This window comes from Alphaproteobacteria bacterium HT1-32 (assembly GCA_009649675.1).
GTDB lineage: Bacteria > Pseudomonadota > Alphaproteobacteria > Rhodospirillales > HT1-32 > HT1-32.
The window spans coordinates 1,213,711-1,235,183 of the sequence record WJPL01000001.1 but is presented as its reverse complement, the minus strand read 5'-3'; the positions used below and the strand labels follow the sequence as shown (position 1 = coordinate 1,235,183).

At 59.4% G+C, this 21,473-nt stretch carries 19 protein-coding genes; 8 read left to right on the top strand and 11 right to left on the bottom strand.

Features of this window, described 5'->3' with window-relative positions:
- Positions 1-9 precede the first annotated feature (9 nt).
- The 9 genes from GH722_05885 to GH722_05845 all read right to left on the bottom strand — a co-directional run bounded on the left by GH722_05885 (position 10) and on the right by GH722_05845 (position 9,878).
- Positions 10-762, bottom strand: a complete 753-nt coding sequence (locus GH722_05885; protein MRG71288.1) for an ATP-binding cassette domain-containing protein — start codon at positions 760-762, stop codon at positions 10-12.
- Positions 749-1,456, bottom strand: coding sequence for an ABC transporter permease subunit (locus GH722_05880; GenBank protein MRG71287.1), 708 nt, complete (start codon positions 1,454-1,456; stop codon positions 749-751). Before GH722_05880 ends, GH722_05885 begins: the two co-directional genes overlap by 14 nt.
- Positions 1,457-1,578: 122 nt before the next feature.
- Positions 1,579-2,811, bottom strand: coding sequence for an AMP-binding protein (locus GH722_05875; protein MRG71286.1), 1,233 nt, complete (start codon positions 2,809-2,811; stop codon positions 1,579-1,581).
- Between the two features lie 46 nt (positions 2,812-2,857).
- Positions 2,858-3,670 (bottom strand): ATP-binding cassette domain-containing protein, encoded by an 813-nt coding sequence (locus GH722_05870; GenBank protein ID MRG71285.1) that lies wholly within the window; start codon positions 3,668-3,670, stop codon positions 2,858-2,860.
- A 43-nt stretch (positions 3,671-3,713) separates the two neighbouring features.
- Positions 3,714-5,024 (bottom strand): ABC transporter substrate-binding protein, encoded by a 1,311-nt coding sequence (locus GH722_05865; GenBank protein ID MRG71284.1) that lies wholly within the window; start codon positions 5,022-5,024, stop codon positions 3,714-3,716.
- A gap of 86 nt (positions 5,025-5,110) precedes the next feature.
- The gene (locus tag GH722_05860; GenBank protein ID MRG71283.1) at positions 5,111-6,187 is read right to left on the bottom strand and encodes a branched-chain amino acid ABC transporter permease; all 1,077 of its coding nucleotides are present in this window, start codon (positions 6,185-6,187) and stop codon (positions 5,111-5,113) included.
- 14 nt (positions 6,188-6,201) lie between these two features.
- A complete protein-coding gene (locus tag GH722_05855; GenBank protein ID MRG71282.1) occupies positions 6,202-7,098 on the bottom strand; it encodes a branched-chain amino acid ABC transporter permease in 897 nt (298 codons plus the stop codon).
- A 33-nt stretch (positions 7,099-7,131) separates the two neighbouring features.
- Positions 7,132-7,926 (bottom strand): ATP-binding cassette domain-containing protein, encoded by a 795-nt coding sequence (locus GH722_05850; GenBank protein MRG71281.1) that lies wholly within the window; start codon positions 7,924-7,926, stop codon positions 7,132-7,134.
- Positions 7,923-9,878, bottom strand: a complete 1,956-nt coding sequence (locus GH722_05845; GenBank protein MRG71280.1) for an AMP-binding protein — start codon at positions 9,876-9,878, stop codon at positions 7,923-7,925. The genes GH722_05850 and GH722_05845 overlap by 4 nt, the downstream gene beginning before the upstream one ends.
- A 258-nt stretch (positions 9,879-10,136) precedes the next feature.
- On the opposite strand from GH722_05845, the gene GH722_05840 reads away from it, so the two are divergent.
- Complete coding sequence (locus tag GH722_05840; GenBank protein ID MRG71279.1) at positions 10,137-11,468, top strand: hypothetical protein; 1,332 nt, start codon at positions 10,137-10,139, stop codon at positions 11,466-11,468.
- Here GH722_05840 and GH722_05835 read toward each other — a convergent pair.
- A complete protein-coding gene (locus GH722_05835; protein MRG71278.1) occupies positions 11,422-12,690 on the bottom strand; it encodes an MFS transporter in 1,269 nt (422 codons plus the stop codon). The genes GH722_05840 and GH722_05835 overlap by 47 nt on opposite strands.
- A gap of 85 nt (positions 12,691-12,775) precedes the next feature.
- Between GH722_05835 and GH722_05830 the strand changes: the two genes are divergently transcribed.
- The 7 genes from GH722_05830 (at position 12,776) to chrA (ending at position 21,029) form a co-directional block, all read left to right on the top strand.
- Complete coding sequence (locus GH722_05830; protein ID MRG71277.1) at positions 12,776-14,344, top strand: 2,3-bisphosphoglycerate-independent phosphoglycerate mutase; 1,569 nt, start codon at positions 12,776-12,778, stop codon at positions 14,342-14,344.
- Entirely contained in the window at positions 14,331-15,554 is a 1,224-nt protein-coding gene (locus GH722_05825; GenBank protein ID MRG71276.1) for a peptidoglycan DD-metalloendopeptidase family protein, read from the top strand. The genes GH722_05830 and GH722_05825 overlap by 14 nt, the downstream gene beginning before the upstream one ends.
- A complete protein-coding gene (locus tag GH722_05820) occupies positions 15,554-16,858 on the top strand; it encodes a PDZ domain-containing protein (GenBank protein MRG71275.1) in 1,305 nt (434 codons plus the stop codon). Before GH722_05825 ends, GH722_05820 begins: the two co-directional genes overlap by 1 nt.
- A 25-nt stretch (positions 16,859-16,883) precedes the next feature.
- Positions 16,884-18,449, top strand: coding sequence for a hypothetical protein (locus GH722_05815; GenBank protein MRG71274.1), 1,566 nt, complete (start codon positions 16,884-16,886; stop codon positions 18,447-18,449).
- Between the two features lie 12 nt (positions 18,450-18,461).
- On the top strand, positions 18,462-18,977 hold the full coding sequence (locus GH722_05810) for an RNA pyrophosphohydrolase (GenBank protein ID MRG71273.1): 516 nt from the start codon (positions 18,462-18,464) through the stop codon (positions 18,975-18,977).
- Positions 18,964-19,455 (top strand): peptidylprolyl isomerase, encoded by a 492-nt coding sequence (locus tag GH722_05805; protein MRG71272.1) that lies wholly within the window; start codon positions 18,964-18,966, stop codon positions 19,453-19,455. The genes GH722_05810 and GH722_05805 overlap by 14 nt, the downstream gene beginning before the upstream one ends.
- 257 nt (positions 19,456-19,712) lie before the next feature.
- On the top strand, positions 19,713-21,029 hold the full coding sequence (gene chrA / locus GH722_05800) for a chromate efflux transporter (GenBank protein MRG71271.1): 1,317 nt from the start codon (positions 19,713-19,715) through the stop codon (positions 21,027-21,029).
- Positions 21,030-21,091: 62 nt separating this feature from the next.
- Here the strand turns inward: chrA and atpC are convergent, their stop codons facing one another.
- Complete coding sequence (gene atpC, locus GH722_05795; protein MRG71270.1) at positions 21,092-21,463, bottom strand: ATP synthase F1 subunit epsilon; 372 nt, start codon at positions 21,461-21,463, stop codon at positions 21,092-21,094.
- Between the last annotated feature and the right edge of the window lie 10 nt (positions 21,464-21,473).

The following is a 21,473-nucleotide window of genomic DNA, read 5'->3' as shown; positions in this document are numbered from 1 at the left end:
TAATGTTGTTCAGATAACGATCCTGCCATCCAGAAAAGCGGCGGCGGCAGGTGATGCGGGTTGACGGAAAAACTGTTCGGCAGGGGCCTGTTCCGCGACTTTCCCGCGATGCAGGAACAGCACGTCGTCGGCCAGTCGCCGGGCCTGTCCAAGGTCATGGGTGACAAAAATCACCTTCACCCCGGCGGCGCTGACTTCCTGCACGATTTCTTCGATTTTCAGGACAGATGCCGGGTCCAGACTGGCCGTGGCCTCATCCAGAAACAGGACTTCCGGTTCGGTTGCCAGCGCCCGCGCCAGCGCCAGACGTTGCTGTTCCCCGACCGACAGCAGTCGGGCCGGCTGGGCGCCCCTGTCGCCAAGCCCGATGCGGTTCAGCAGCGCCTCCCGCCGATCAGCGATGTCACTTTTTCCCTGCCGCTTCAGAACGAAATCCAGATTGGCGGCGACGGATCGGCGCAGCAGGACAGGCCGCTGAAACACCATTGCCTGACGCCGCGACTCGCCACTCCGGCGTTTCTGCCAGCGCACGGCACCGGCTGTCGGCGTAATCAGTCCGTGCATCAGTTTCAGCAACAGGCTTTTACCGGCACCATTGGGGCCGAGGATGATGGTCCGTGACGGATGGTCGAGGGAGAATTCGATCTGGTCAATAAGCCGCTTCCCGTCGATCGCCAGTGTCAGTTCCCATGCGGAAACCAGCGGGGTGTGCTGTATATTCGACTGGGGCGGGGTCATGGTCTGGTCATCAGGCATAGGCATACCGCCTTGCCGTCATCCGCAACCCCATGACACAGGCATTCACGCTGAGGGCGATGGCCAGCAGGATGATGCCAAGCGCCAGCGCCAGCGCCAGATCACCCTTTGAGGTTTCCAGCGCAATTGCCGTGGTCATGACCCGCGTCAGATGATCGATATTGCCCCCGACAATGATGACGGCGCCGACTTCCGCAATTGCCCGGCCGAACCCGGCCAGTGCCACGGTCAGCAGGGAATAGCGGGCATCCTGAAGTAGCGTTCCGATGGTCTGTAACCGGGTCAGGCCCAGCGAGCGGAACTGCTCGTCATATTCGGCATGCAGATCCTCCAGCACCTGCCGCGACAGGGCGGCGACAATCGGGGCAATCAGGATGGTCTGGGCGATAATCATCGCTGTCGGCGAATATAGCAGACCAAGCCAGCCGAGTGGCCCGGAGCGGGAGAGGTAAAGGTAAACCACCAGCCCGACCACCACGGGCGGCAGGCCCATCAGCGCATTCATCAGAATGATAACCGCACCCCGGCCCGGGAACCGGGTGATGGCCACCAGCGCGCCAATCGGAAAGCCGATGGCACAGGCAAAGCCCATCGCTGCCAGACTGACATGCATGGACAGGCCGACAATTTCCAGCAGGTCCGCATCCAGCGAGATCAGCAGATCAAAGGCAAGGCTAAAGGACTCTGCAAAATTCTGCATAATTTACGTATTATTGATTGTTCCGTAAATAATGCAAACTTCTTTCAGCGATCTGGCCTGCGATAAATGCCCCTTACCCCGGAATTCGCTTGGGAGATCCTTTCTGGCGTGGTGCGGCGGGATTACCGGTTGCGGGCGTCTTCGATAACGATGCCGTCGTTGGGCAATGCGCCGGGGGTGGTAAAATCAACCTCCGCGCCGAGTTTGGTGACAGCGCGGATGGAGGCGGTGATAGCCTCGCGCAGGCTGTCACCACCGCTATCGGTTTCACAGGTCAGGGTCATGATGTCCGTATTGTTGTCACCGGTGACAACAAGGCGGGCACGGATGATTTCCGGATGGCGGCTGATAATGGCGGCGACCTGCGGCGGATGGACGAACATGCCTTTGACCTTGGTGCCCTGGTCGGCCCTGCCCATCCAGCCTTTCAGGCGTTTGTTGGTCCGGCCACAGGAACTGACGCCGGGCAGGAAGCAGGACAGGTCACCTGTGGCAAAGCGGATCAGCGGATAGGCATGGGCGGATGTGGTGACCACAACCTCGCCGACCTCGCCTTCTGCGACCGGCTGGCCGGTGCCGGGGCGTACGATCTCGACGATTACACCTTCATCGACGATCAGGCCCTCCTGCGATTCTGATTCATAGGCAATATTGCCCAGATCGGCGGTGCCATAGAACTGACGCACCGCAATGCCGCGATCGGCAAAGCCCTGCCGGACCGCCGGGAACAGGGCCTCACCGGCGACCAGTGCCCGTTTCAGCGACGGCAGGGATTCCCCTATCTCGTCGGCTTTTTCCAGAATGATCTTCAGAAAAGAAGGTGTCCCGGCATAGCCGTCAGGGGAGAGGGAGCGGATTGCCTGTATCTGCTGTTCTGTCTGTCCGGGCCCGGCGGGAAAGACGGCACAGCCAAGTGCCTGCGCGCCGGTCTGGATCATCGCGCCGGCCGGGGTGAAATGATAGGCGAAACAGTTATGAAGAATATCACCCCGGCGAAACCCTGCCGCAAACAGCGCACGGGCAACCCGCCAGTAATCCGCATCCCGTCCTTCCGCGTCATTGATCGGCCCCGGTGACTGGTAGATGCAGGCCAGATCACCGGCAGAAACAGCGGTCAGCCCGGCGAAGGGAGGATTTGCCGCCTGTTGTTCGATCAGATCGCTTTTGCGGGTCAGTGGCAGGGCGGCCAGTGCTTCCGGATTGGTAATTTCTGCCGGGTCATGATCGGCGAGAAGGGCGGCATAAGCCGGTGCCGATGCCTTTGCATGGGCAATGATGGCCGGGAGTTCCTGTGCCATGTCGGCAGCACGCTGATCTGCCGACCGGGTTTCCAGATTATCATAATGCTCGTTCACGCCCGGCCCCTCTCAAATGCTATCCTGAAATGATGGATATTCTGATCTACAGCCAGCGTTTACGGCGTTTGTAGCTTTTCAGATTCTTGAAGCTGCGGCGCTCGTCACCGCCACCGCCAAGATAGAATTCCTTCACATCTTCGTTTTCCATCAGTTCCGACGCCTCGCCATCCAGCACCACACGGCCATTCTCCAGAATATAGCCGTAGCTGGCATAGCGCAGCGCCAGGTTGGTGTTCTGTTCGGCCAGCAGGAAGGAGACACCCTGTTCGGTGTTCAGTTTCCGGATGATTTCGAAGATCTGTTCGACCAGTTGCGGGGCCAGACCCATGGAGGGTTCGTCCAGCAGGACCAGTTTCGGTCTGGCCATCAGGGCGCGGCCAATCGCGCACATCTGCTGTTCACCGCCGGAGGTATAGCCGGCCTGTGACTTGCGGCGTTGTTCGAGCCGCGGAAAATAGCTGTAGACCATTTCGAGGTCAGCCTGAATGCCCTTGCGGTCGTAGCCGCGGATATAGGCCCCGGTCAGGAGGTTTTCCTCGATGGTCAGATGTTCAAAACAATGGCGGCCTTCCATTACCTGGACACAGCCGCGTTTGACGACTTCGGTTGCGCCGATGCCGTTGATGGTTTCGCCGTTCAGGCTGATTGAGCCTTTCACGACTTCACCGCGTTCCACCTGCAGCAGGTTGGAAATCGATTTCAGCGTCGTCGACTTACCGGCGCCGTTAGCGCCGAGGAGGGCAATGATACCCCCCTCGGGCACTTCCAGTGTGACGCCTTTGAGCACGAGAATGACGTGGTCATAAATGACCTCGATATTATTGATCTCGAGTATTTTATTGGCACCCGTGCTCATGGCGTCCTTCTTTTTCTATTCAGCAAAGCGGATCAGCAGGCGATCAGCTGCATTCCCGTTCCGGAATGCCGTTCTCAGCGGCATAGGAACCGGAATCTTCGGCAATCAGCGGACCGGTAATGTCGCGCATCGGTTCATAGAACTTCGTCACGATCTTCCACTTTCCGGCCTTTGCGTCCCACTGTTGCAGGGCGACATTACCGGAACCACCATGGTTGGCGCAGGTCACCTTCACCGGAATGGTGAAGCCCGGCAGACCAAGCTCGGTCAGGCGCTTTTCATCGACATTCAGCTGCTCGAAGCCGTCGCGCACCATGGCACCGTTTACTTCGGCGGTGTTGTGGATCTTCTGTGCATTACGGATTGCTTCAGCCGTCCACATCGCGGCGACAATACCACGATTGTACAGCACTTCGCCGATCCGGTCGCGATCACCGAGACCCTTGTTGGCGTCATAGAGATACTTCTTGATGTCATCATGCAGCGGGAAATTGTCGCCCGGTGCATGGAACGCACCCGAGAGATAGCCATCGGCTGCTTCACCCGCCGGGGCAACATCGTTTTCGGAGCCGGACCACCAGACACCGATGAAATGATCCATCGGATAGCGGATCGAGGTGGCTTCCTTGACAGCGACCTGGTTCATGACGCCCCAGCCCCACATGAAGACCCAGTCCGGCCGTTCACGACGGATCTGCAGCCAGGTGGCTTTCTGCTCCTGACCGGGATGATCGACCGGCAGCAGCTGCAGCGAAAATCCGTACTTCTCGGCGGCAACTTCAAGCGTCCGGATCGGCTCCTTGCCATAGGCGGAGTTGTGATAGACCAGCGCGATCTTCTTGCCTTTCAGCTTGTCCAGACCGCCCTCTTTTTCGGCAACATATTTCACGAAAACAGTCGCCTGATCCCAGTAGGTTGCCGGCAGGTTAAAGACCCACGGAAAGATCTTGCCGTTGGAGGCCGATGTCCGGCCATAGCCCATCGAGAAAATCGGAATCTGGTCGTAAGCTGCTTTTGGAATCAGCTGATAGGTAATACCGGTCGACAGCGGCTGATAAACCAGCGCCCCGGAGCCGATATTCTTGGTGTTCTCATAGCACTCCACACCCTGCTTGGTATTGTAGGCGGTTTCGCACTCCACCAGATTGATCGGCACGCCGCCGATACCGCCATCACGGGCGTTGAGCAGGTTGAAATAGTCGCCATAGCCGTTGGCGAACGGAATGCCGTTCGGGGCATAAGGCCCGGTTCGGTAAACCATCGACGGAATCACCAGTTCTGCAGCCGTCGCAGCACCGGCAATACTGATCGATGCCGCAGCAACGATACCCAGAGTCAGTCCTTTAAGGTTCATCTCTTTCTCCTCCTTTTGCGCCGCTTCTGATGATGCGGCTTTTGAACACTGACGGGTTTCAGAGCACCGGCAGCGTAAAGACGTGGTCAGTACGGGAACGGCCAGCGCCGCAACTTTTCCTTTCCGAGACGCCAGAGCCGGGCCAGTCCATGCGGTTCCATGATCAGGAAGACCAGGATCAGCACCCCGAGAATGACAAATTCCATATGTTTTGCGCTGACCGCAGTCATGCCAAGGCCGTCAACCATGGTCTGTTTCAGCGCAATCGGCATCAGGATCATGAAGAACGCACCGAGGAAGGATCCGAGGATCGAGCCCAGACCGCCGATGATGACCATAAACAGAACAAGGAATGACTGATCGATATTGAAAGCTTCGCCGGCTTCCACAGCCCCGAGCCAGATGGTGAAAATCATCGCCCCGGCCATGCCGATATAGAAGGATGACACACCGAAGGCGGTCAGCTTGGTCTGCAATGGCCGGATACCGATCAGTTCGGCGGCGATGTCCATGTCGCGAATGGCCATCCAGGTCCGGCCAACCCGGCTGCGCACCAGATTCTTGGCCACGAGGGCAAAGAACGTCACGAAGGTCAGCACGAACAGATAGGTGGCTGTGGGATGCGCTGCCGGTCCGGTGATCTGGAAGCCGAAGACATCCCGCGGCGGTGCCGATATCTGACCGGTGGCATTGTCGTTATAGAACCAGCCGACCTTGTTGAAGAGCCAGATGATAAAGAACTGTGCGGCAAGGGTTGCGACCGCAAGGTAGAACCCCTTGATCCGGAGGCTCGGCAGTCCGAACAGCATCCCGACAGCGGCGGTCACACCGCCGGAGAGCAGGATCACCAGAATGAAATTCAGCTCCGGGAAGGCGGTCATCAGCTTGTAGGATGAATAGGCCCCGACAGCCAGAAAGGCCCCTGTTCCGAGCGATATCTGACCGCAATAGCCGACGAGAATATTCAGCCCGAGGGCCGCGAGGGCATAGACCAGAGCGGGAATGAAAACCGCGTTCAGCAGATAGTCATTGAGGATGAACGGGACACCGCCAAAGGCGACTGCGATAATGACAGCGATGCCGATCCGGTCCTGACGGATCGGAAGGATGGCCTGATCCTCGCGGTAGGATTTCTTGAACTGGCCGGATTCGAAATAGAACATTTTTTGCTCCCGACCTAGACGCGTTCAATGATTTTTTCGCCGAACAGACCTTGTGGTCTGACCAGCAGGAAGGCGAGCGCGAGAATGTAGGCGAACCAGTTTTCGATGGCACTGCCGATATAGGGGCCGGCATAGATCTCGGCCACTTTCTCACCAACACCGATGATCAGGCCGCCGACGATGGCACCGGGGATCGAGGTGAAGCCGCCGAGAATCAGGACAGGGAGGGCTTTCAGTGCAATCAGCGACAGCGAGAACTGCACCCCTGATTTCGACCCCCACATGATGCCGGCAACCAGCGCCACGAAACCCGAGACAGACCAGACAATACGCCAGATACCACGCAGGGAAATGCCGATCGAAAGGGCGGCCTGATGGTCGTCGGCAACAGCGCGGAGTGCCCGGCCGACACGGGTTTTCTGGAAGAAGAAAGCAAGCACCACAACCAGCACGGCGGCGACCACAGCAGCGACGATTTCCAGCTTCTCGATATAGAGGTTGTAGTTGTCGAGCAGGTAGTCGCTGGCCCCGGACGGCAGGCCGATATCCAGCACCTTGACGTCGGACCCCCACATGATGTCGCCGACACCTTCCAGCACATAGGCCAGGCCGATGGTCGCCATGAACAGAATGATCGGCGGTTCATTTACCAGATGGCGCAGGATAAAATAGTCGACCATGTAGGCGACAATGATCATCACGCCCATTGTCACGGGGATAGCCACCCAGGCCGAGACGCCGAATTTCTCCATCACGCCGACCAGGGTCAGCGCCGCGAACAGAGCCATCACGCCCTGCGCATAGTTGAAGACCCCGGAGGCCTTGAAGATCAGGACAAACCCGATGGCGACAAGTGCGTACATGACCCCGGCCATCAGGCCGCTGATAACGGTTTCAAGGAAAAAAATCATCTTGCCGCCCCTCCGCAGATCATCATCCGGTGATCAGTCATGGGATACCCCCAGGTAAGCATCAATGACCTCCTGACTGGCTGAAACCTCGTCCGGTGTGCCGTCAGCAAGCTGTCTGCCGTAATCCAGCACGACCACGCGGTCGGACAGATCCATGACAACGCCCATATCATGTTCGATCAGGGCGACGGTGGTGCCGAACTGTTCGCGGACTTCCATGATATAGCGGCTCATATCCTCTTTCTCTTCGAGGTTCATGCCGGCCATCGGTTCGTCCAGCAGCAGCAGTTCCGGTTCTGCCGCCAGCGCCCGTCCGAACTCGACCCGTTTCTGGAGACCATAGGGCAGGCGTCCGACCGGCTGGTTGCGAATGGCCTGAATCTGCAGGAAATCGATGATGTTCTCGACGAATTCCCGGTGCTCGATTTCCTCGCTGCGGCCGCGACCGAAATAAAACGCCTGTTCAATCAGCGAGGCTTTCTGTTTCAGCACCCGGCCGGTCATGATGTTGTCGAGGGTCGACATCCCCTTGAACAGGGCAACATTCTGGAAGGTCCGGCTGATACCCTGTGCGGCGGCTTCATGCGGCAGCATTCTGGAGCGGGTCTTGCCGGCAAAGGTGATCGTGCCTTCCTGCGGATGATAAAACCCGTTGATGACATTCAGCATCGAGGTCTTGCCGGCCCCGTTCGGTCCGATGATGGCCCTGACCTCGCCCTTGCGGATATCGAAGGTGACGTTGGAAATCGCCTGTACTGCACCGAAGGACAGGGAGATGTTTTCCACGGCGAGGAGAACGTCGCCTTCTTTCAGGTCGCCTCTGCTCATGCTGATTTCCTCATCCCGCTCTCGTCTGCGACACCGCCATCCTGTCCCAGGTCAACGACCACGAGATCAGTGACGATGCGGGACTTCGCGCCGTCCTGAAACGTGATTTCGGTGTCGACATGGACAGATTTCCGGTCGGAATAGAGCGTGTCGATGATGTCCGCATGGCGCTCATTGACGACACTGCGCCGGACTTTCCGGGTACGTGTCAGCTCGCCGTCATCGGCATCCAGCTCCTTGTAGAGCAGCAGGAATTTCCGGACACGCTGGGCTTCGGGCAGGGTGGCATTCACCTGCCGGACTTCCTGCTCGATCATGTCATAGACTTCCGGGCGGGCTGACAGGTTGGTGTAGTTGGTAAAACTGACCGCATTCTGTTCGGCCCATTTCGCGACAATATCGAAGCGGATACAGAGGATTGCGGTGAGGTAATCCCGTTTGTTGCCCAGAATGACCGTCTCACCGATGAAAGGTGAGAACTTCAGCTTGTTCTCAATGAACTGCGGAGAGAAGCGGATCCCGTGGTTGGTCTCGGCCAGATCGGCGATACGGTCGATAACCACCAGATGGCCGTCTTTCGGGCGGATATAACCGGCGTCGCCGGTATGCATCCAGCCATCCTTCACATCGGCGTCGGTGGCTTCCTGATTCTTGTAGAAACCGAGGAACATCCCGCCGGTGCGGGTGACAATCTCGCCGACGCCTTCCGGGTCGGGATTATCGATTCTGATCTCGGTGTTGTCGAAAGGCAGACCGACCGTATCAAAATCGACATCATCCGGCTCATGCAGGGTATAGGCTCCGGCCAGCTCGGTCTGACCATAGAGCTGGCGCAGCGGCACACCCATGGCGAGGAAGAACTTGAAGGTCTCCGGTCCCAGTGCCGCACCACCGGTCGCCGCAGAGGTGACCTGCCCCAGACCAAGCCGGTCACGGAGCGGATTGAACAGCAGGAAGTCGGCCAGCCAGTCCCGGCGTCCTTCCGCGAAAGCTTTCATTCCCCGTTCGACACCCCAGTTGAACAGCTTCTGCTTGAAGTCGCTGGCATCCATCATCCGGGTTCGTACATCGGCGACCAGTGCTTCCCAGGTGCGCGGAGCCAGCAGCACAAAATTCGGGGCGATCTCGCGCATATCGGCCATCATCGTGTCGTTCTCTTCGACAAAATTGACGATGTTCCGGCAGACAAGGGAATGCCCGATGGCATAGACCTGCTCCATGATCCAGGGCAGGGGCAGGACGGCGCAGTAGTTGTCGGTTGGCAGTTTCGGATCTTTCGTCAGATAGGCGACGCAGTGTTTCAGAAACGGTCCGCCCTGCAGCATGGCCAGTTTTGGCCGTGAGGTCGTGCCCGACGTGGTGCAAAGGATAGCCACGTCTTCCGCTTTGCCGAGGGCTACCTCCTGATCATACTCGTCCGGGCTGGCGGCAATCCGCTTGTCGCCCAGTGCCTTCAGATCCGACAGTTTCATCAGCCGGGGGTCGTCGTATTTCTCGATTCCCCGTGGGTCATCATAAAAGATTTTCTGTACTGACGGGATGCGGTCGCCAAGTTCCAGCAGCTTGTCGACCTGCTCTTCATCCTCGGCCATGATCATGGTCAGTTCAGCATAATTGATGAGGTAATCCGCCTCATCGGCCATGCAGTCGCGATAGATGCCGATACTCATGCCGCCGAGCGCCTGACCGGCGATTTCAAACTGGATCCATTCCGGCCGGTTATCGCCGATCATGCCGACAACCTGACCGCGCTGAAATCCCAGTTCCCGGAGGCCCATCGCGATCTGCTTTACGGCAGTATTGTAATCGGACCAGGTATATTCGATCCAGATGCCGTAATCTTTCTCGCGCATGGCAACTTCGCCGGGCCAGTTGGCAGCGTTGTAGGCCAGCACTTTCGGGAAAGTGTCATATCTGCTGACATCGCAGAATTCAGGTTTCGACAGGCTCATCTCACCCCTCCACAGGAAAGGTGCCTGAGATTTTTGCGTCGGAATCGAGTTTTGCCAGCCAGCGAAATATACGCCATCCGTCCCGTCTCTCCCCTGATCGCGTGAAATTTCACGCGTTTATTCGATGTGACTTTTCGTCACTTGCCACAATTAACGTCAGCCTGACCGATTAATGCAAGCGCTTGTTCTATGGCTTTATTTGCCCGGACAAGTTAGAGAGGGGTAAATAAATGTCTTATCTAGCGGACAACCTCCTAAATGCATCTCCTGACTGTTCTCGCACTTCGTATTTTAATGACGCTGTTGTTCTGCGTCGGATTACTGCGCGTCGTCGCCGACGGACCGGAACCGGTTCTGGCCGGCGTTATCCTGCTGATCGTCTATCTGGTGCTGTCTGTTCTGGCGGGCCGCTGCCGGCCGGATACGATGATTATCAGCTTCGTCGTCGGCGCGCTGGCGCTCGCAATTACGCTCTATACCGGCCATTGGTCGGTACTTTATGACGGTGTTGCATTTGCGCTGATCTTCACTTTCTTCCTGCCGGCCATCCAGTTTGTCCGGGCGACGGTTCAGGCCAGTCCCGAGGTCGGGCAAAGCCGCGAGGCGTTCGAGCAGATGAAGGAAGGTGAACGCACCGGCGGCATGTTTCTGGGTGCCCATGTTCTGGGATCGGCGCTGATTATCGGTGCCTATCCGATACTGGCGCCGCTGGTTCCCGCCGACGCGGATCTGGCGGAACGTGCCCGGGCGGCACGGACCAACTGTCGTGGTACCAGCCTTGTTCTGTACTGGTCTCCCTTTACGGTCGGCATGGCCTTTGTTCTGACAGCCTGGCCGGAATTACCGTTATGGCAGATTGTTGCCGCAGGATTTCCCCTGTCGGCCATCGGCCTGTTGCTGGGTGTGACCGCATTCGGCCCGCCCGGTGCGGCCCGCGGGGTCAAACTGGCCCTGATCGGTTTTGGCCCGCTGATCCTGCCACTGGGAACCGCGACGATTATCGTGACGGCGATTGCCAGCCTGACGACACTCGGCACGATCCGCACGGTTGCCATCTTCATGCCGCTGCTCTGTCTTGGCTGGGTCATCTTCCGGCTTGGCGGAAAACTCCGTCCGATTGTGCACAGCGCCTGGGACGGGCTGGACAGTCTTGGCAATGACCTGCTGCTGTTTTCCAGCGCAATGATGCTGGGCAAGGCGATTGAGGCCAGCGGTGTTCTCGACCTTCTGCTGACCAATGCAATATTCATGTCCTTGCCGCCGATGCTGGTTGTCGGCGTGCTGATGCTGCTCAGCCTGATGGCGGCAATGATGACCCTGCATCCGATTGTCACGGCAGCCGTGTTCGTGCCGATTCTGCAGGGGTTCGAGCCGGGGCTGGCACCGCTGGTATCCGGTCTTGTCCTGCTTTACGCATGGATGTGCGGATCAATGCTGGCACTGTCGTCGCTGTCCGTGGTGCTGGCGGCAAGGGTCTATAATGTTCCGGCAAAAGGTATCGCCTACGGGCGGAACCTCTCCTACATGGCCGGGCTCGGGGTGATCAGCTTCGTTCTGTTGTGCGGGCTGGAATATGTTCTCGGGGGCTGAGCCGCAGGGCGCAGAACGCGCCGATCAGCCCGGTGATCAGCAGTGGCAGGAAAGCAAGCTGATAGGCTTCGGCGTGATAGATCCGTGCGCCGTCCAGCATGTCACCGGTCCAGTTGAAATCCAGAATGCTGCCGAGCAGGGGCTGGGCGATGGCGCCGGATCCGACAACGCAGGTATTGACGATACCCAGCGCCAGTCCGGTTGACGCGGCAGAGTTGCTGGCCCTGGCCGCGGCGAAGGTCAGGATCATGGAGGACGACCCGAAACCGTTAATGGCCAGCAGCAATACCAGAACGGTCACCGGCAGAGGTGGCAGCCAGACCACCAGTGCCAGCGCGACGGTCATGCTGACAGCCCCGGCGAAGAGAATGGGCCGGCGACGGCCCCAGCGGTCGGACAGCCAGCCGGTCACCGGCGCACCAACGCCCCAGCCAATGAACAGGGCTCCGGTGACGGCAGCGGCTGTTGGCCGGTCATAGCCATAGATACTTTGCAGGAATGGCACACCCCACAACCCGCCAAAGGCCAGCATCGGCGCAGTCAGGGTGCCGCCGACAATGGCAGCAAGCCATGTCTGGGGATTGCGGCAGACCTGTACCAGCCCGCTGAACATGCTCCCCGTCACCGGTTCGCTTGTCTCGTTCTGTCCGGGCGGATCGCGCAGCACCATCCAGGCGGCAAGGCCAACCAGTGCGGCAAACAGCCCGCCGAACAGCAGGGGATCACGCCAGCCGGAGGCATCGACCCAGAGACCGAGCGGGGCCTGCCCCAGCAGGGCACCACCCATGCCGGCGGCCTGAACAATGCCGCTGAGAAACGAAAACTTCTCCGGCGGGCAGCACTGATGAATGACGGTCAGCGCCCCGACAAAGCTGAAGGCGGCACCAATACCGATCATCAGACGCCCGGCATAGGCCAGTGCCAGGCTGTCGGCGACCGAGAACAGGACACTGCCTGCGCCGCAGATCAGGGCGGCGAATGTCATCAGACGCCGGGGGCCAAAACGGTCCATCATGGCGCCGACGACAATCTGCAGGCTGGCATAGGAATAGAAATAAAATGCCGAGAGATTGCCCATCACGGCACCGCTGGCATCAAAATCGCGCATCAGGTCGGTGACCATGACGCCGGGTGCCACACGCTGAACAAAAACATAGCCGAAGAACAATCCGGCGACGGTGACGGCAGCAGGCCAGTTGGATTGAATGCGCGGGCTGATCATTCCTCCCTGATAAAGCCTGCGTGAGCCCCCGGCAAATCGAATACCGGGGCTACCGTATCCGGTGCAGAGGGGTTATATACGGCATATGACAGAACAAGCATCCATACCCCGCCCTGTTGTCCTGTGCATCATGGACGGCTGGGGCGACCGAGCGGACCGCGAAAACAACGCGGTTTTACAAGCCAGTACGCCGGTCTGGGACCGGCTGACAGCCACCTGCCCGCGGGCCCAGCTGGACGCCAGCGAACAGCAGGTTGGCCTGCCTGCCGGGCAGATGGGCAATTCGGAAGTCGGCCATATGAATCTTGGCGCAGGCCGGGTCGTCATGCAGGACCTGCCGCGCATTGATGCCGCTGTTGCAGACGGAAGTCTGGCCCGGAACCCGGTGCTGGGTGATTTCATTACCCGGATGAAAGCCTCTGGCGGGGTGGCGCATATCATGGGGCTGATGTCGCCGGGCGGCGTACATTCGCATCAGGATCAGATGGCAGCGCTCTGCCGGATACTGGCAACGGCGGGTATTCCGGTTCGTGTTCATGCCTTTACAGACGGCCGGGATACACCCCCGCAGAGCGCCCTTGGTTTTCTGGGTCGCTTCTCCGATGCCATCAGCGGTCTGGAGGACTGCTGCATTGCGACCGTCACCGGACGCTACTTCGCGCTCGACCGCGACAATCGCTGGGACCGGGTCAGTCAGGCCTGGTCGGTGATGACGCTGGGGCAGGGGGCGCCAGTTGCGACAGCAGAAGTTGCGGTTCAGGCAGCCTATGACGAGGGTAAGTCGGACGAATTTGTCGCCGCCTCCGTGGTTGGCGATTACGCCGGCATGATGGATGGCGATGGCCTGCTGATGGCAAATTTCCGGGCCGACCGGGCGCGGGAAATTCTCCGCAGTCTGGTTGATCCGGATTTTGACGGTTTTGAACGTGACCGGCAGATCAGCTTCGCGGCCTGTACCGGCATGGTTGAATATGCAACGGACCTGAATGACCGCCTGTCGACCCTGTTCCCGTCGGTCGTGCTGGAAGATATTCTGGGTCAGGTGGTTTCCCGCGCCGGGCGACGCCAGTTGCGGATCGCCGAGACCGAGAAATATGCGCATGTCACCTTCTTCTTCAATGGTGGCGAGGAACGGGTCTATGAGGGTGAGGAGCGCATTCTGGTGCCGTCACCGGATGTGGCAACCTATGACCTGAAGCCGGAGATGTCGGCACCGGAAGTCACAGACCGGGTTGTCGAGGCAATCGAATCCGGCAAATTTGACCTGATCATTCTGAATTTCGCGAATACGGATATGGTCGGTCATACCGGCATCTTGTCGGCGGCCATTACCGCGGTTGAGACGGTTGATGCCTCGCTGGGCCGGATCGAAGCTGCGCTGGTTGCTGCCGGTGGCTCCATGCTGGTAACAGCGGATCACGGCAATGCAGAGCAGATGCAGGATGCAGAGACCGGGCAGGCGCACACCGCGCATACCCTGAACCGGGTGCCGCTGGTGCTGGTGAACGGGCCGGACTGGTGTGCCGGTCTGCAAAGCGGGCGACTGGCCGATGTGGCGCCAACCCTGCTGCATCTGATGGGGCTGGAACAGCCGGCGGCCATGACCGGGACGACATTGCTGGCCCCGGCCGGGGAGCAACGTGCCACGGCCTGATCTCTCATTGCTGATTGCGGCGCTGATCCTGTCGGCGCCGGCACCTTCGTTGTTTGCGGCTGAACCCCAGAAGCAGCTCAAGGAAGTCGAGCGTGCGCTGCAGGAAACCAACCGGGAACGGCAGAATTTTGAGAAGCAGGCCGAAAGTCTGGACCGGGAACTGCGGATTGTCCGCAGCCAGCTCGTCCGGGCAGCGAAAAGTGCACAGAGCTATGAGGAGAATGCCTCGTTGCTGGAGCGCCAGCTCCGCGAACTGCGGGCGGATGAGGCCAGTATTCTGACCACCCTGAGCAAGCGTGAGCGGCAGATGATTGGCGTGCTGACGGCGCTGCAAAGATTTGCCGGTCGCCCGACGGATGCCCTGATCGGCCGGCCGGGTGAACCGGTGAAAGTGGTCCGTGCCGCGATTCTGTTGCGATCGGCGGTCCCGGCTATTGAAGCTGAAGCGAAGGATCTGAAAGCCGAACTGGCATCGCTTGGCCAGGTGCGGGCGGATATTCGCCAGCGGCGTGATGCGCTTGACGACAACAGCCAGTCGCTGACCGCTGAACAGCAGATTCTGGAACGACTGGTTGCCCGCAAGGCACAACTGAGCACGGAAATGCGGGCGGAAAGCGATAAGGTCGCCCGTCGCGCCGAAAGCCTTGCAGCCAAGGCGGATAACCTGCGTGACCTGATCAGCAGTCTGGAAAAGGCGGCCCCGGTTGCCGCTCCCCGTGACCTGCCTTCGCGGAAGACCACAACGGCGGCCCTGTCCTCTGGTGGTGACAGTCTGGCGGTGCCGGATGCAGGCCAGCCGTTCAGTACGGTTAAGGGGGCATTGCCTCTGCCCGCCCGCGGGCGCCTGGTTGAGCGTTATGGCGAGAAAACGTCGGATGGCCGGACCAGCCGGGGCATGACCCTGCAGACCCGATATGGGGCACAGGTGGTCTCACCCCATGACGGGCTGGTGCTGTATGCCGGTGATTTTCGCGGGTACGGGCGTCTCTTGATCATTGAGCATGGCGAAGGCTACCATAGCCTTCTGGCGGGGCTCGGACGCATCGACAGTGTCGTGGGACAATGGTTGCTGGCGGGAGAGCCCGTCGGTGTTATGACTCAGGACGAGAATTCCGGCGCGCCGCGCCTATATATAGAGTTTCGTAAGGACTCCCAGCCTATAAACCCGACACCCTGGCTGGCAGCCAACCTCAACAATGCAGGTGGATAATGCGCAAGTACGTCATCGCCTTTCTCGTCATCGCAACGATGGCGGTCGCCGCTCCCTTTGCGCTGCAGCAGAATGCAGCCCGGGCACAGCAAACCAACAGCGACGAAACCTATCGGCTGCTGAACATGTTTGGCGATGTGTTTGAACGCATCCGCGCCGACTATGTCGAAGAAGTATCAGATGAGGAATTACTGGAAGCCGCTGTCAATGGCATGCTGACCTCGCTTGATCCGCATTCGAGTTTTCTGAACGCCAAGAATTTTCAGGATATGCAGGTGCAGACCCGGGGCCGCTTTGGCGGGCTGGGTATTCAGGTTTCGATGGAAGAAGGGCTGGTCAAGGTGATCTCACCGATTGACGATACTCCTGCCTTTCGCGCCGGGATCAAGGCCGGTGATTTCATCACCCATCTGGATGGCGAAGCGATCATGGGCATGACCCTGGATCAGGCCGTTGAGAAAATGCGTGGCCCGGTGGACAGCGATATCAAACTGGTCATCCGTCGTGAGGGAACGCCGGATCCGATCAATGTCACGCTGACACGCGCCATCATCAAGGTAGAGTCAGTCCGGCAGAGGGTTGAAGGTAATGTCGGTTATCTGCGGATCACCTCCTTCACGGAAAACACGGAGTCAGGCCTGAAAAAGGCCATTCAGCGGGTCAAGGAACAGGCAACCGGTGACATTGTCGGCTATGTCCTCGATCTGCGTAATAATCCCGGCGGTCTGCTGGATCAGGCAATTGCCGTTTCCGATGCCTTCCTGGAAAAAGGCGAGATCGTATCAACACGGCCCCGCGATCATGAGCAGAGCAGCCGCTATAATGCCCGCCCCGGCGATCTGATTGATGGCAAGCCGGTGGTCGTGCTGATCAATGGTGGTTCGGCCTCGGCTTCGGAAATTGTCGCAGGTGCCCTGCAGGATCATCGCCGTGGTGTCATCATGGGAACAAAAAGCTTCGGTAAGGGATCGGTACAGACGATTATTCCGCTGACCGGTTACGGGGCCATCCGGCTGACCACGGCGCGTTACTATACCCCGTCAGGCCGGTCGATTCAGGCCAAGGGTATCGAACCGGACATTCAGGTTGCACAGGCCCGGCTGGAAGAAATCAACGCTCCCCAGCGGACCAGTGAAGCCGATCTTCGCAACAGCCTGATCAACGATCAGGACGGGGACGAAAAGCCGGCCAATGATAATGAGCCGGTGACCGGTGAAACGGCTCAGCCGACGGACTATCAGCTTGCCCGGGCCATTGATCTGATCCGCGGCATTGCCCTGTTCGGCGGACGGGCGGCGAACTGATCACGGTCCGTCCGGATCTGATGTCATGGTGAAAATGCCCGGCATATCCCTTCCGAAGTTCAGCCTGCCCGGGCTTGGCAGGAAGAAGGCAGGGGATGCGCCGGGCGCGGCAGATGCGATTTCCGGTCGTATTGGCGACGCACCGAAGAAGAAACTTGCCGGCAAGCATATCGTGGGTATCGGCCTTGTGGGGCTGGTTGTGCTGGGCGGCGGGGCCTACGGGCTTTCGGCCCTGTTCAGCGGCCCTGAGCCGGAGATGGCCGAAGGCGACAAGCAAGATGCCGCTGCCGGCGATCACGGCATGCCATCGGAACCGGTAGAAACGATTGCCACGGAGATGCCGGACGGGACGATACATTTCGGCCCCCGCGCTGAACTGCGCCTGCCCCCCAAACGGCGACCGGGGGATGCTCCGGCTGCCCCTCCTCCCGAGCCTGAACCGGAAAAAATGACCGGCGAGCAGGCACCGCAACTGCTGGCACCACCACCCGAGATGGGATCAGCCGAAAGCGGCGACCACGCCATCGCCTCTCCGAAGCCGGAAGCCGGACAGGGGAGCGGGGACCAGGCAACAACAGAACATACCGCAGCGGAACCGGTTGCCGAGAAACCGGAGCCGGAGACTTTCGTGGCGCCGGAAGCAAAATCCACCGGGGACGAACCGCCGGTGCCGAAAGCAGCACCAAAACCGGCTGTGACTGTCGCATCAATCCTGCCCGCCAATCAGGTCTATCCGGAGACACCTCCCCGGTTTGAGGATCTGAATGCCTTTACGACCGACCCTGACCCGCTGGCCCCGGTTGACCCGGCCCTGACGGAGAAAGCACCGCAGGGTGATTTGCCGCGGATCGCTTCGGATGGCCGTGAGGTCTGGAAACATTATGCCCGCCCGGCAACCGCAGATACCGGTCGCCCGAAGGTGGCCATCGTCATTGTGCAACTGGGCATGAACAAACTGGCGACGGAAACCGCGATCCGTAATCTGCCGCCGGAAGTCACCCTCGCTTTCTCCTCGACGGAACGTAATCTGTCGCGCTGGGTGACACAGGCCCGTGAAATTGGCCATGAAGTGCTGATTGATCTGCCGATGGAACCGGAAAATTTCCCGCTTAACGATCCCGGCCCGAATACCCTGCTGACCACTGTTCCGGACAAGGAAAACCTGGAGCGGCTGGAGGCGACATTGTCTGCGGCCACCGGTTATATCGGTGTTGCGACCCTGACCGGCGGGCGGTTCACGGCCAACCGGGAAAAACTGCTGCCTGTGGTCGCGGCCCTCAAGGAACGGGGGCTGATGATGATTGATGGTTCTGTCGAGGCGGGCAGGGCAGTGCCGACCATGGCGGTTCAGGCCGGGGCGCCGGTTGCCCGGGCCGATGTGATTCTGGATAGCGTGCCCAGCCGCAAGGCCATCGATGCCCAGCTGGCCCGGCTGGAACAGATCGTGCGCAATAACGGGGTGGCGGTGGCGGTTGGTCATGCCTATCCCTCGACCTTCGAGCGGCTGCATAACTGGATCGCGCTGGCCCGCAAGGCAGGGATCGATGTGGTGCCGTTATCGGCTCTGGCCAATAAACAGAAAATCCTCTGAAGGTTCTCCTGAATGTCTGAAATTGCACTGGCTGACCGCCCTTATCGTCCCTGTGTGGGCATTACGCTGATGAACCGCACCGGAGAGGTGTTTGTTGCCCGGCGGGTCGATGATCCGGAAGGCTACTGGCAGATGCCGCAGGGTGGGATCGACAAAGGCGAGACAGCGATTGAGGCTGCGTTCCGGGAACTTGAGGAAGAAACCGGCACCGCCAAGGCGGAACTGTTGCTGGAGATGGCTGACTGGGTTGACTATGACCTGCCGCCCGGCCTCGCCGACAAGGTCTGGAAAGGCCGCTACCGGGGACAGAAACAGCGCTGGTTCTGCCTGTTGTTTACCGGTCAGGATAGCGACATCGACATAAACACCGCCCATCCGGAATTTACCGAGTGGCGCTGGATGGACTTGCAGGATGCGGTTCAGGAAGTCATACCCTTCAAGCGCGACATATATCGACATGTTGCGGATGCTTTTGCGCAGACTGCGCTCAACCTGAGAAATGGAGACGTGCCCCATGTTCGGCCGTAAGAAGGAAACGAAGACCCACGATGTACCGGCCGAGACGCTGGCAAAAGTAACCAGCTGTGTCATGGAAACAGACAAGGGCCGTATTGAAATCGCGCTCTATCCGGAAGATGCCCCGAACACGGTGGCGAACTGGTATGTGCTGGGTTCGGACGGCTTCTATAATGATCTGACCTTTCACCGTGTGATCCCCGGCTTTGTCGCCCAGGGCGGCTGCCCGCAGGGCACCGGCACCGGTGGTCCGGGCTGGAACATTGCCTGCGAAACCGACACAAGCGACCATGACCACAAGCAGGGTTCGCTGTCCATGGCCCATGCGGGCAAGGATACCGGCGGTTCCCAGTTCTTCCTGGTGTTCGAAGCCCAGCCGCATCTCGACGGCGTTCATACGGTCTTCGGTCAGGTGACGGATGGCATGGATGTCATGATGTCGCTGAAGCAGGGCGACCAGATCAAGTCGATCACCTTCCCGGGCGTCTGACACCGGTCTGAATAGTTTCGCCGGTCCTTCGGGACAGCACTTGCGTGTTTCCTCAGGATGAGGTGGTTTTACTCTTAAACCCCTTGTCCTGAGGAGCCGCGAAGCGGCGTCCCGAAGGACCGGCAACATTCTCTCCCGGTTCAGAATAACCCCGTTGCCTTGTTGCCCGGAATACGGCTATCAATACCGACGGGGTTAACGGCCACCCCGTAGGCATTTGCCCAAGCGCCGCCCGTTAACGCCGGGAGTAACTGGGCATGTCTGACGCTGAAACACCGACAACAATCAAAACCCCTTCCTTTGCCGAGATGTTTGCCGTCTGGGCGAAAATCGGACTGCTGTCCTTTGGCGGACCGGCTGGCCAGATTGCGCTGATGCATCGCGAGATCGTCGAGGACCGCAAATGGATTTCCGATAACCGGTTTCTGCATGCGCTGAATTTCTGCATGCTGCTGCCGGGGCCGGAAGCCATGCAGCTTGCCACCTATATCGGCTGGCTGACCCATGGTCTGCGCGGGGGCCTGATTGCCGGGTTGTTGTTTGTCATTCCCGGTGCTCTGGTCATCTGGTTGCTGGCCTGGATTTATGCGGCCTATGGCGAGACAAGTTTCGCCGCAGCAATTTTCTACGGGATCAAGGGTGCGGTGCTGGCGATTGTTCTCCACGCATTGTTCCGGATTGCCGGCAAGGCGCTGAAACGGCCGGTGGACTGGCTGACCGCTGTCTTCGCTTTCATCGCAATCTTCGCTTTTGACCTGCCATTTCCCCTGATCATTCTGGCTGCGGCTGTTGCTGGCTGGCTGGTTCACAAGCCGGGACCGGCCCATGCCGGTGATACAGTCCCCGCGGCGCCGGTCTCAGCCGGTGCGACGATACGGACAGTCAGCATCTGGCTGCTTGTGTGGTTGCTGCCACTGATTGCCGTCTGGTTCAGTTTTGGTGGCGATCATGTGTTCAGCCAGATCGGCCTGTTTTTCTCCAAGCTGGCGATGGTGACTTTTGGCGGTGCCTATGCGGTTCTCGCCTATATGGCACAGGAAGCGGTCGATGGTTATGGCTGGCTGAGTGCCCGCGAAATGCTGGATGCGCTGGGACTGGCCGAGACCACACCCGGTCCGCTGATTCTGGTGACAGAGTTTGTCGGCTATCTCGGGGCCTACCGGTCACAGGGAATGTCACCGGCCCTGATGGGGGCCATTGGTGCCCTGATCGCGCTCTGGGCGACCTTCGCTCCCTGTTTCCTGTGGATCTTTGCCGGGGCACCCTATATCGAGCGCCTGCAACAGGCCGGACGCATTGCCGGTGCCCTGAAGGGGGTTACGGCAGCGGTTGTCGGGGTGATCCTCAACCTCGCCGTCTGGTTTTCCGTTCAGGCGATCTTCCTGCGTACCATGCAGGTTGAGGCGGGTCCGCTGAAGCTGCTGGTCCCCGATTTGGGCAGCATTGATCTGGCCATGCTCTCAATCGCCCTTGTCGCCTGTTTCATGATCCTTGTGCGACATATGGGCATTATCACCACACTGGTCGTTGCCGCTTGTCTGGGCCTCGCCTGGCGTTACTGGCTGGGTGCCTGAAAGCCCAACGAAAAACGGCGCCCCGTGGGAGCGCCGTTTTGTCTTCAATTCTGTGAAGCCACTCAGTGTGCGAGGGCAACCCGCATGGCTTCGGCCACTTTGCGGCCCTGATCGTCATCATCTTCGTCCGCCTGTTTCTGGCGGGCGTCGGCAAGTTCGACTGTCAGGTCGCTGAGCGGCATCGCTTCTTCAGCAAGCACGGTGCAGCGTTCCGGTGTGACTTCGGCGAAGCCACCGGCGACGAAGATCTTTTCCTTCACCTTGCCGCCTTCGTGGATATCGATCACACCCGGTCGCACTGTACCAATCAGCAGTGAGTGGCCCGGTAACACACCGATATCGCCGTCACCGCCGGGTACCACGACCATTTCGACCGGCTCTGACATGAGCAGGCGTTCGGGTGAAACCAGTTCGAATTCGAGTGTGTCGGCCATAGCGATCGCT